At 68.0% G+C, this 12,021-nt stretch carries 7 protein-coding genes; 4 read left to right on the top strand and 3 right to left on the bottom strand.

Annotation, left to right across the window (positions count from 1 at the left end):
* Positions 1-1,255: acetamidase/formamidase family protein (locus tag OZ671_RS31100; RefSeq protein WP_268864295.1), on the top strand; the 1,255-nt coding region annotated here is incomplete at its 5' end.
* A 40-nt stretch (positions 1,256-1,295) separates the two neighbouring features.
* On the opposite strand, the gene OZ671_RS31095 is transcribed toward OZ671_RS31100, so the two are convergent.
* Positions 1,296-5,291: a PAS domain-containing protein gene (locus OZ671_RS31095; RefSeq protein WP_268864294.1), complete on the bottom strand. Its 3,996-nt coding sequence runs from the start codon at positions 5,289-5,291 to the stop codon at positions 1,296-1,298.
* A gap of 378 nt (positions 5,292-5,669) precedes the next feature.
* Here OZ671_RS31095 and OZ671_RS31090 point away from each other — a divergent pair, with 378 nt between their 5' ends.
* Positions 5,670-7,499, top strand: coding sequence for a GGDEF domain-containing protein (locus OZ671_RS31090; protein ID WP_268864293.1), 1,830 nt, complete (start codon positions 5,670-5,672; stop codon positions 7,497-7,499).
* Between the two features lie 19 nt (positions 7,500-7,518).
* Here the strand turns inward: OZ671_RS31090 and OZ671_RS31085 are convergent, their stop codons facing one another.
* Both OZ671_RS31085 and OZ671_RS31080 read right to left on the bottom strand, forming a co-directional pair.
* The gene (locus OZ671_RS31085; RefSeq protein ID WP_268864292.1) at positions 7,519-9,060 is read right to left on the bottom strand and encodes a DHA2 family efflux MFS transporter permease subunit; all 1,542 of its coding nucleotides are present in this window, start codon (positions 9,058-9,060) and stop codon (positions 7,519-7,521) included.
* Positions 9,053-10,246: an HlyD family secretion protein gene (locus tag OZ671_RS31080; protein WP_442957150.1), complete on the bottom strand. Its 1,194-nt coding sequence runs from the start codon at positions 10,244-10,246 to the stop codon at positions 9,053-9,055. The genes OZ671_RS31085 and OZ671_RS31080 overlap by 8 nt, the downstream gene beginning before the upstream one ends.
* 287 nt (positions 10,247-10,533) lie before the next feature.
* Between OZ671_RS31080 and OZ671_RS31075 the strand changes: the two genes are divergently transcribed.
* Entirely contained in the window at positions 10,534-11,427 is an 894-nt protein-coding gene (locus OZ671_RS31075; RefSeq protein ID WP_268864290.1) for a LysR family transcriptional regulator, read from the top strand.
* 185 nt (positions 11,428-11,612) lie between these two features.
* Entirely contained in the window at positions 11,613-11,909 is a 297-nt protein-coding gene (locus OZ671_RS31070; RefSeq protein ID WP_268864289.1) for a hypothetical protein, read from the top strand.
* Positions 11,910-12,021 lie beyond the last annotated feature (112 nt).

The following is a 12,021-nucleotide window of genomic DNA, read 5'->3' as shown; positions in this document are numbered from 1 at the left end:
GCACGGCCCGCCGCGACCGGAAGCGCGCCATCACGTCGCCGTCGGCGCCGACACCGTGCATTGGGGCTATCTCAGCCGCAGCCTGCCGCCGGTGCTGCATGTCGCCCCGGGCGCCGAGGTGATGATCGAAACGCTGACGCAGCACGCTTCCGACGATTGCGAGCGGATGATCAAGGGCGATCCGGGCGCGGAAAGCGTGTTCCACTGGACGCCGGACCTGAAAAAGGTGAACCGCCGCGGCGCCGGGCCGCTCGATGCCTCGATCTTCGGCCGGGGGGCCGGCGAAGGCTTCGGCGTGCATATCCTGACCGGTCCCGTCCATATCGAGGGCGCCGAGCCCGGCGACGTCCTGGAGGTGCAGATCCTCGACATCAAGCCCCGGCCGAGCGCCAATCCGGACCATTTCGGCCGATGCTTCGCCAGCAACGCGTCGACCTGGTGGGGCTATCAATATTCCGATTTTCTCGACAAGGCGGACCGGCGCGAGGTGGTCACGATCTTCGAGGTCGAGCCGTCGGGCGATGCGGCCCGGGCGCTCTATTCCTATCGCTGGGTGCCACAGATCGACCCTTCGGGCATTCGCCACGACACGATCGACTATCCCGGCATTCCCGTCGATCATTCCAGCCTCGTCAAGAACCTCGACGTCATGCGCGGCATCAAGGTGCCGCTGCGCCCGCATTTCGGCTGCATGTCGGTCGCGCCGCGGGAGACCGGCCTCGTCGATTCCATTCCTCCCGGCAATTTCGGCGGCAATCTCGACAATTGGCGGGCCGGCAAGGGGGCGACACTCTATCTGCCGGTTTCCGTTCCCGGCGCACTGTTCTCGGTGGGCGACGGTCACCTCGCCCAGGGCGACGGAGAGATCGACGGGACCGCGCTCGAGTGCTCGATGACCGGCACCTTCCGCTTCGAGCTGCACAAGAAGGGCAGCCCGACCAAGGGTTTCCTGCGCGGACTCACCGGGCCGCTCCTGGAGACGCCCGACGAGTTCGTGCTCCACGGCTTCAGCTATCCCGACTATCTCAGGGATCTCGGCCGCGACGCCCAGGCGGAGGTCTATCAACGCTCCTCGCTGAACCGGGCCCTGCGCTCGGCCTTCCGCCTGACGCGCCGGTTCCTGATGGACGCGCGCGGCCTCGACGAGGACGAGGCCACGACGCTCATGTCGATCGCCGTCGATTTCGGCGTGACCCAGGTCGCCGACGGCAATTGGGGCGTCCACGCGACCATCCCGAAAGCGCTGTTCCGCTAGCGCGTGGCCGCAGCCTGCGGCGCGCGACAGGCCCGAACCCTCACAGCACGCTGTCGAGCGCCTTCGGATGGCCAATGACGAAACCCTGAGCTCGGTCGATGCCCATGGCGCGCACCAGATCGAGCGTGGCGACGTCCTCGACCTGCTCGGCCACCGTCACCGCGCCGAGGCGGTGGCCGATGGCGTTGATCGATTCGACGATAGCCCGGTCGATCTCGCTGTCGTGCATCTGCCGGATGAAGCCGCCGTCGATCTTCAGGCCGTTGACCGGGAATTGCCGGAGGTAGGTAAAGGACGACAGCCCCGTGCCGAAATCGTCGAGGATGACGCCGCTGCCGGCCGCGCGCGCCTTCGACAGGAACTGCTGGGCGGCGGAGAGATTGTTGATGACCGCGGTCTCGGTGATCTCGAAATCGATGAGCGCGGGTGGCACGCCCGATGCAGCGAACTGTTCCTGGAGGAACGGCCACAGGAAGGGGTCGTTGAGCGAATTGGCCGAGAGGTTGATGGCGAGCGTCGTACCGGCCGCCGCGCGCAGACGGGCGCCGTAGTTCTGAAACACCGAGCGGATGACCCAGCGGTCGATATTGCCCATCAGGTCGTAGCGCTCGGAGGCGGGAATGAAGTCCGCCGGCGCGGCGATGTTGCCCATGTCGTCGACCATGCGCAGCAGCACCTCGAAATGGCGCGGGGCGCCGTTCGCCGCGTCGAAACTGTGCACCTCCTGGGCGAAGAGGCGGAAGCGGTGGGTCTCGATGGCATTGCGGATGCCGGCCGCCACCTGCATCTCGCGGTGGTTGCGGCCGGCCGCGCTGCCGGCACCGCCATAGACCGCCAGCCGGTTGCGGCCCGACGACTTCGCCGTGTAGCAGGCGATGTCGGCTTCGGTCATCAATTCGTCGGGCCGGGTCGCACCGGCGCCGATCCGGGTAAGGCCCAGGCTCGCGCCGATCTGGTAGCTGCGATCGTCCCAGGTGAAGCGCAGCCCGGCCACGCTGTCGATGAACTGCTGGCCGATCGTCTCGCCTTCGGCCAGCGTGCAGCCACGCAGCAGCAGCGCGAATTCGTCGCCGCCGAGACGGGCCGGCAGATCGTCGGGCCGGCAGAGCCGCCGCAGCAGGTTGGCGACCTCGCGCAGCAGCGCGTCGCCGGCGGCGTGCCCGGCACTGTCATTGACGATCTTGAAGCGGTCGAGATCGATGAAGCAGAGCACGTGCTCGACGCCGCCGCGGCGGGCCGCCTCGCCGGCCTCCCGCAACGCGCGCTCGAAGGCGGACCGGTTGGGCAGGCCGGTCAGGCCGTCGTGATTGGCGGAATATTCCAGCGCCTGCTGCAGCGAGCGCGCCTTGGTCACATCCTGGAAGACGAGCACGGCCCCGATCACCTCGCCCGCCACGGTGCGGACGGGCGCCGCCGAATCGCGAATGCTGCGCCGCTCGCCGTCGCGCGCCAGCAGCACGGCGCCATCGTTCAGGTAGAACGGCCGCAGCTGCCGCAGGCAAGTCTCCACGGGGTCGGCGATCGGCTCGCCGCTCTTCTCGTCGATGATCCGGAAGACCTCGCCGAGCGGCCGCCCCGCCGCCTCGGCAGCGGTCCAGCCGGTCATCTCCTCGGCGACCGGGTTCATGAACGTGATGCGCGCCTCCGCATCGGTGGAAATGACGGAATCGCCGATCGAATGCAGGGTGATCCTGAGGCGCTCCTTCTCCTCGAACAGCGCCTCGGCGAGCTCCTGGTGGTCGGTAATGTCCCAGTTGATGCCGACCGCCCGCACCACAGCTCCGGACGCGTCGCGAATGATGCGGGCCAGCGAACGGATGTGACGCAGCTCGCCCGTGCTCTGCCGGCGGACCCGCACATCCATGCTGAAGAGATCGCTTTCCTTCAGCGCCGCGTCATAGACGCGCTGCACATAGGGCAGGTCCTCGGCATGGATGTAGCCGAGCCAGGTGCTCCGCCGGCCGTCAAAGGCCCCGGGCTCGACGCCGTGCAGCTCGTGCATCCGCTCGTCCCAGGCGCAGCGCCGGCTCGCGAAGTCGAATTCGAAAATGCCCGCGCCGGCCGCCTCGAGCGCGAGCTGCAGCCGCTGGTTCAGCGCCAGCAGCGCGCTTTCGCTCTCCTTGCGGCTGGTTATGTCGGTATGGGTGCCGATCACCCGCGAAGGCTTGCCGTCCGGTCCGCGCTCGATGATGCGGCCGCGGTCATGGATCCAGCGCCACGATCCGTCCTTGGCGCGCATCCGGTGCTCGATGGAGAAGTCGGCCGTCGCGCCGCGGAAATGCTCCTCGATCGCCTGCCAGCAGGCGGGCAGGTCCTCCGGATGGACCCGGTCGGACCATTCGCCGACGGCGGAGCCGATCTCGTGCTCCTCGTAGCCGAGCATCGCCTTCCATCGCCTGGAGTAGAAGACCTCGCCGCTGCCGGGATTCCAGTCCCAGATGCCGTCGCCCGAGCCGTCGAGAGCGAACTGCCAGCGCAATTCGCTGCGCCGGAGCGCCGCTTCCGCGGCCTTCATCTCGGTGATGTCGCGCGAAATGCCGATCAGGCCGGTGACCTCGCCGTCAGGGCCGCGGCGCGGCGCCTTGGTCGAGGAATAATGACGCAGCACGCCGTCGACGACGGCCGCCTCCTCGATGGTCAGCGGCCTGCCGGCGGCGGTGACCCTGCGGTCATTCGCCCGGATGGCGGCGGCGGTGCCGGGCGGAAAGATCTGGGTATCGTCGAGGCCGACCACATGGGGACGGCCCATGACCCGTTCGGCCGCGCCGTTGACGATGAGATAGCGGCCGGCGAGATCCTTGACATAGACGAGGTCCGGCGTGCCGCTCATGACGGCCTCGAGCAGTGCCAGCGTGTCGCGCGAACGGCGCTCGCGCTCGACATCCGCGGTGATGTCCCAGCAGGCGCCCAGTGCCCGCAGCAGCCTGCCGTCGCCGGCGCGGCTCAGCCGGAACGAGGCGCTGACATGCCTGGTGACGGCGCCGTGGCGATCGATGACCCGATAGTCGACACGCTCGCGCAGCCGGCCGCCGCGGGAAACATCGTCGCGCATCCGCACCAGCCGCGCCGCGTCCTCCGGATGCAGGATCTGGAGCAGCTCGTGCAGCGCGCCGCTGAAACTCTCCGGCGTCGTGCCGTGCAGCTCGTAGGTCCGCGCATCCCAGCGCAGGCGGCTGGCCTCGAAATCGACATCGAACAGGCCGATGCCGCTGGCCTCGAGCGCGACGTCCAGCCGCTCCGAGACCGCGGCGAGGCGCTCGGCCATGTCCCGCTCGTCGCTGACGTTGGTGATCGTCCCGACGAGCCGGACCGGCCTGCCGGATTGCAGGTCGGCGACCGCCTCGCCGCGCGACAGGATCCAGATCCAGCGACCATCGGCGTGCCGCACGCGATAGGTCGAGTCCATGCCAGCGGAGCGCCCGGCAATGGCCTCTCCAGCCATGGCGAGAACGGCCGCACGGTCGTCCGGATGAATGCGCTCGGCCCATTCGGCTTCGCTGACGTCGCATTGGTCGCCGGCGAGGCCGAGCATGGCCTGGATCTGCGGCGACACCCAGATGCGGCCGCCGGCCAGGTCGGCGTCCCAGATGCCCTGCCTTGCGCCGAGCAGGACGTGGTTCAGGCGCCATTCGTTCTGCGCGAGCGGCATTTCGAGCCCCTTGCGGGCATCGATGTCGACGATCTGCAGCACGGCCCGGACCGGCGTCCCGGATGCCGGCTCCAGCGGCGCGATGCTGGTCAGGCCGCGGAAGGCCGTGCCGTCGGAGCGCAGGTAGCGCCGCTCCACCTGATCTTCGGCCAGATCCTCGCTCGGGGCTCGGGCACGGTCCTCGGGATGAACGATGGCGCCAAGGCTGCGGCCGGCCATCGGGCCGCCGAAGAGCCGGTCGAAGGCCGGATTGGCAAAGCACAGGCGGCCGCCCTGCCCGAGCAGCGCCATGGCGATGCCCGCCTTGTCGATGATCCGAAGCAGCAGGCCGCCGTCCTGCGCGAGCGCGCCGGCCGCGAACTGCCCCTGCTCGATCTTCTCGTTCATTGTGCGGGTTGTCCGCCGTTACCGAAGCCATCACAAGAGGCAATGATCCGGATGGCGCGCCTCGGGGCCATCCCGGCGCGCAAGGTTGCACCGAATGCCCCAACGGCATACCACTCTGGCCAGTTTGGCCGAGAGACGTTACCTCTGCGTGAGCGAGATACCATCATTTCGGCGCCTCTCACATTGCCGCAGTGTGGGGTCGATCAATAGCCAGGCAAGATCTTCACGATTTTTTCGGGATGTAAGCGGTACATATATACCGCGAACTCATTACAGCGGATCGCAAACAAACACGAAGCTATTTTACCACAGCTGCAAGTTTATCTTTTTGGCCGCCGCCACGAGCGCAACATGTCTTCGCAACAACGAAACATTATTGTGAAAGCCGTTGATTCATTGCAGGGTAAAACCTTTGGCAACGACGGTCGCGATCAAGGCCAACCGGACCACAGCCTCAATCGCAAACTGTGGGTCGGCGCCGGAATCATCACGATCTGCACGCTGATCCTGGCGACGGTGCTGCTGGCACGCAGCTACGATGATTTCACCACGGCACGCTTCAACCTCCATGAAATCTCCGACTACGGCGATCTCCTGGAGGCGGCCAACCGGATCTCGGCCGAGCGCGGGCCGACCAACAGCGTGCTCGGCGAGGAGCCGGCCGCCGACAGTCCGGCACGCCAGCGTCTCGCACGCTTTCGTGCCGCGAGCGACGAGGCTCTCGCCCGGCTGACCGAACATCCCGGGCCGACAGCCCCCGAACATGCGCCGCAGGCCATGATCGAGCCCGTGCGGCGGCAGTTGCTGAACGCACGCGCCGAGGTCGACCGCATCAGCAGCCAGCCGCTGGCGAGCCGCGACGTCGCCGATCTGCAGCGCGTCATCGAAGCCATGTTCGATGCCGTCGACCGGCTGCAGCCGGCGATCCGCTGGAAGATCGCCCGGCTGGTCGCACGCGACGCGCGCCTCGCCTCCCCGGTCATCACCGGCCAGATGCTGGGCGATCTCAGGGAATATGGCGGACGGATCGCATCGCAGATCATGGCGCCGATCGCCGCACGGCGGCCGCTCGCGCTCAACAACCTCATCGCCTACAGCGAGACGCGCGGCCGCCTGGTCGAGCTGTGGCAACTGGTCGGCCGCCAGGACCACACCATTGCCGGCGACCAGCGTCTCGCCGATCTCTGGCGCCAGACCGAGCTGCAGTTTTTCGGCGACGGCCTGACGATGCTCGAGGACGTGGTCCGCGAAGGCCGCGGCGCCGGCGACTACACGATGACGCCCGCCGAGCTGACCAATCGGTTCGTGCCCACCCTGCAGCCGCTGGAGGACCTGCGGCGGGCCTTTCTCGACCTGACGGTCGCACGGGTCGCCGCCGACCGCGAGCGCGCGCTGCACACGCTCGGCGCCGCCGTCGCGCTCGCCCTCGCCATTCTGGTGATCCTCGCCGGCCTGCTCATCTCGGCGCAGCGCTTCGTCTTCAGGCCGCTGCTGCAGGCCCGCGACATGGTCATCGCGCTCGCCGACAATCGCCGCGTCGCACGGCCCGCGACAGGCACGGGCTCGAAGGAAATGAGCCGCCTGTTCGACGCGATCGGCAGTCTCGACGGCCGGCTGCGCGAGCGGGCCGTGCTGATGGAGCAGCTGAAGCTGCTGGCCGACACCGATGCCCTGACCGGCCTGCTCAACCGCGGCGCGCTGGAGCGGATCGGCGAGACCGATACGCCCTACCAGGGCCTTGCGCGCGACATCTGCCTCATCCTCATGGATGTCGACCACTTCAAGGCGATCAACGACCGGCATGGTCATCTGGTCGGCGATCAGGTGCTGACGGAGGTCGCGACACTGGTGCGCGCGAGCCTGCGCCAGGGCGACCTCGTGGCCCGCTTCGGCGGCGAGGAGATCGCGATCCTGGTGCCGGAAAAGGATATCAATGCAGCCCTCTCGCTCGCCGGCCGCATCCGCCAGGACCTGGCGCAACATGTCTTCGTTCTCGACGGCGGCAAGCGGCTGCAGGTGACGGCCAGCTTCGGCGTCGCCTGCGGCAGCCGCGGCGGCGAGCATTGGCGCAACCTGATCGAGGCCGCCGACGCCGCCCTCTACCAGGCCAAGTCGGACGGCCGAGATCGCGTGCAGGGCGCGCTGCTCACCCTGGTTCGGCCGCCGCCACCGGCCCTGACGCGCGCGGTCCGCGAGGCCCGGCGCTGAGGGGCGACGGCGCGTTCCGTCAATCCACGACGACCGGCTCGCCGGCGGCAGGCGGCCCGGCGGAACGCAGCAGCAGGACGAGCGGCAGCGCGGCGAGACAGAGGATCATCAGCAGCTTGAAGTCGTTGACATAGGAGATGATGCTCGCCTGCATGGTGACCAGCCCGTCGAGCGCGGCGCGTCCGACGGCCGTATAGGGGCTCAAGGCCTGGGCGACCGCCGGGGCCTCGAACAACCGGTTGTACGGGGTGACATGGGCGGCGATCTCGGCGTGGTTGACCTGGCCGTTGGAGACCAGCAATGCGCTGACGACGGAAATGCCGACGCTCGATCCGACATTGCGCGAGAGATTGTAGAGACCCGTCCCCTCGCCGCGCCGCGCCGCCGGCAGGGTGGCGAAGGTGACCGTGGTCAGCGGCACGAACAGGAAGCCGAGGCCTGCGCCCTGGATGAAGCCGGTGGAGATGATGGTCCATTGCGACACCGCCGGGGTCCACCCGGTCATGTCGTACATGGCATAGGCGCTGATACCGAAGCCGATGGCGAGCAGCAGGCGGGTATCGACCTTGCCGACCAGCCGGCCGACGACCAGCATGCAGACCATGGTGCCGATCCCGCGCGGTCCCATGACGAGCCCCGCCGTGACCACCGGATAGCCCATCAGCGTCTGCAGATAGGGCGTCATCAGCGCGAGCGAGGCGAGATAGGTGATGCCGACGATGAAGATGAAGAGGATGCCGACCGCGAAATTGCGGTCGCGGAACAGCCGCGGATCGACGAAGGGCTTGTCGGCGGTGAAGATGTGGACGAGAAAAACGTAAAAAGCGACGCCGGCGATCACCATCTCCAGGATGATTTCCAGCGAGCCGAACCAGTTGAGCTGCTCGCCGCGGTCGAGCGCCACCTGCAAGGCCGCGATCGCGACGCTGAGCGCGCCGAAGCCCAGCCAGTCGAGCTTGGCCGCGCCGTCCCGCGGCGTCTCGCTGACGAAGGCGGAAACGCCCGCCAGAGCCAGGATGCCGATCGGGACATTGATGTAGAAGACCCAGCGCCAGCTGAGGTTGTCGGTGAGCCAGCCGCCGACGACCGGGCCGAGCACCGGGCCGACCATGATCGACACGCCGAACAGGGCCATCGCCGAACCGCGCTCCCGCGGCTCGTAGATGTCGAGCAGGATCGACTGGGAGAGCGGCACGAGCGCCGCGCCGAAGAAGCCCTGGAGCAGGCGGAAGCCGACGATCTGGGCGAGCGACTGCGCGATGCCGCAGAGCACCGAGGCCACGACGAAGCCGGCGACCGAAATCATCAGGATGCGCTTGCGGCCGAAGCGGCCGGCCAGGAATCCGGACGGCGGCGTCATGATCGCAGCCGCCACGATGTAGGAGGTCAGCACCCAGTTGATCTGGTCGGCGCTCGCCGAAACGCTGCCCTGGATATAGGGCATGGCGACATTGGCGATGGTCGTGTCCAGTGCCTGCATGACGACGGACAGAATGAGGCACGCGGTGATCGCGGCCCGGTTGGCGACCTTTGGCACCGGCGCGGTCCGGGCCTCAGTCATGGCGCGGCGGTTCCAGCCCGAAGAGGCGCGCCACCGGTTCGGGCACGCCGCGGGCATGGCCGGTATCGACATCCACGACCACGCTCATGCCCACCCGCAGCGGCGGCTTGTCCGAGGGCGTGTCGAGGCGCACGCGCATCGGGATCCGCTGGACGACCTTGACCCAGTTGCCCGATGTGTTCTGGGCCGGCAGCAGCGAGAAGCTCGCGGCCGAGGCCGGGCTGATGCTCTCCACCGCGCCGCGCCAGACGACACCCGGATAGGTGTCGACGGACACGCTGACCGGCTGGCCGGGGCGAACATAGGTCAGTTCGGTTTCCTTCGGCGATGCCTGCACCCAGACATGATCGCTCGCGACCAGGCTGAAGGCCGGCGTCGAGGCTGGCAGATATTGGCCGACCTGGAGCGAGGGCACATTGGTGACGACGCCGTCGAACGATGCCTTCACGGTCGTGTGGGCGAGCTGGCGGGCCGCCTCGTCGCGCGTCGCGACGGCCGCCCGATAGCGGGGATGGCGCTCGACCGGCGCGTCGGGGTCGCCGTTGAGATTGGCCACGATGCCGGCGAGCTGCTGGGTCAGCGAAGCCTTCTTCTGCCGCGCCGAATCGAGATTGTGCCGCGCGGCATCGAGGGCCGCCTGCGAGGCGAAATTGCTGTTGGCGAGCGTCTGCTGGCGCTGATATTCGCGCTGGTAGAAGGCGATATCCACCTCGGCCTGGCGGATCTGCTCCTGCATGTCGTGATAGCTCGCCTTCAGCGCGGTCAGGTCGTTGGTGACGATGCCGATCTGTGCCTCGGCGCCGGCCAGCGCCAGGCGGAACGGCTGGTCGTCCAGCTGGAACAGAACGTCGCCCGCGGCCACCTTCTGGTTTTCGTGTACGGCGATGGTGCGCACGATACCGGAGACATCGGTCGAAACGGCCAGCATGGCCGACTGGACATAGGCATTGTCCGTCGACATCACCTGGCCGCCGGTGACATAGGCATAGGCGCCGACGACGAGCGCCACCGGCACGAGGGCGAAGAGCAGCAGCCGCTTGCGTTTTCTCGACCTCTCGGCCGCCGCCGCTGCGGTGGCGGCCGAGACGCCCTTGTCGCCGATCGGCTCGGCCGGACCGGGCGCCAGCGGCGCTTCGGGCCCTGCCGGCAGCGCGTCGGGCTCGGGATCGCGCGCCCGCGCCGGCAGCTCCGCCGGATGGCTGGAACCGCCTCCACCCGCACCGGCGGCCCTGGTGACGGCCTCTTGGGCAACAGTGCTGGGGGCTGCGTCCGACACGGCCTGAATCCTCAACCGGGCGAGAGGGAACGAGAGGGAAATGGCCCGCGAACGGCGCGGCGGCGGAGCTTTGTGGTTCGCGGGCCGAGCGCAAGAACAGGAAGGGCGGTTCCATGTTGCGCCGCCCACAGATTTGGCCTGCGGAGCCGACTTAGGAATAGCTTTGATTTTGATGGACTGTTGAGTAGCATTCAGCAATGGATCGCAGCGAGATATCCGACCTGACAGTGTTCCTGGCAATTGCCGAGCATCTCAGCTTTCGCGGCGCTGCCGAGCGGATGGGCGTCACCGCGTCGGCGCTGAGCCATACGCTGCGCCAGATGGAAGAGCGGCTCGGCGTGCGCCTGTTCAATCGCACAACCCGCAAGGTGGCGCTGACCGATGCCGGCCTGCAACTGCTGCAGCGGCTGCGTCCGGCTTTCGACGAAATCGGCGAGGCGCTGAAGGATCTCGACGAACATCGCGGCCGGCCGCTCGGCCTGTTGCGGCTGCATGTCTCGCAGTTTGCCGCCATGACGCTCGGGCCGGTGTGGAAACGCTTCATGGCGACCTACCCGGACGTGCGTGTCGAGCTTGCGACCGACCCCCGCATGTCCGACATCGTCGCCGAGGGCCTCGATGCCGGCATCGCCCCGCGCATGTGGGTGGCGGCCGACATGGTGGCGACGCGCGTCGTCGGACCGTTCAGGGTCGCGGTGGCCGGGGCGCCGTCCTATCTCGCCGTCGCCGGCAGGCCGGAACGGCCGGAGGATCTTGCCCGGCACGACTGCATTCGCCTGCGCAGCACGCACGACCGCAAGCCGTTTCCCTGGCGCTTCGTCGATCCGGTCGGCGAGGTCGGCGTCACCGGCCGGCTGATCACGGACGATCCGGAGATCGGCGTACGCACGGCGGTCGACGGGCTTGGGCTGGTCTATACCGCCGAGGAGCGGATCCGGCCGTTTCTCGAAACCGGCCAGCTGGTGCGGCTGGTCGAAGACTGGTGCCCGGATTTCGACGGCCTCTATCTCTACTATCCCGGCCATCGCCACGTGCCGACCGTGCTGAGGGCACTGATCGACACGATCCGCATGCCCGAGCGCGACGCGTGACAACAAGTGCATTCGCGCGTCTCTCGATGATGTGAAGGCCCGTGGCCGCCTCTCGCATGGTCGTGATTGGCATGTGATCACGCCGGCTCCCACGTTCGGGAGGCGCGGCGGTGGACACCTCCCGACGGCGCGCCCCGACAAGCATTCCGGACCTGGCGTGTCCCTCCCGTCTCCGGTCTTTCGCGATGGAGATCGTGATGAGACGGCTTGTTCTGACGATCGCGCTGCTCGCGCCCCTGGGGCTGGCCGGCCCTGCCCTCGCCCAACAGGACGCCGCAGATTTCATTGCCCCGAGCGAACCGACGCTGGCGCCGGCGCCGAGGCTCGTGGCTCCCGTCGCCACGCCGATGCCTCGTCCCGCCCACCTTGCCCGCGGTCACGGCCGCGAGTTCAGCGCGCGCCGTCATGCGCTGCAGCCGGCCGGCCTCATCATGCTGAAGGACGACGAAGTGCCGGCCAACGCCTTTTCAGCGACGGACTGATCAAGCCCTAACCCCCTCCATGACAGAGCGACTTGCCGGGGCATTGGCTCCGGCCTTTTTTCGGATCGGCGCGGGATCAGCGATCATTGCGACAACGCATATTTATTCGTCA

The sequence above is a fragment of the Phreatobacter sp. AB_2022a genome (genome assembly GCF_026847585.1).
Classification (GTDB): domain Bacteria; phylum Pseudomonadota; class Alphaproteobacteria; order Rhizobiales; family Phreatobacteraceae; genus Phreatobacter.
Note: the sequence above shows the minus strand (reverse complement) of the source record. Positions and strands in the feature narration are given on the sequence as shown.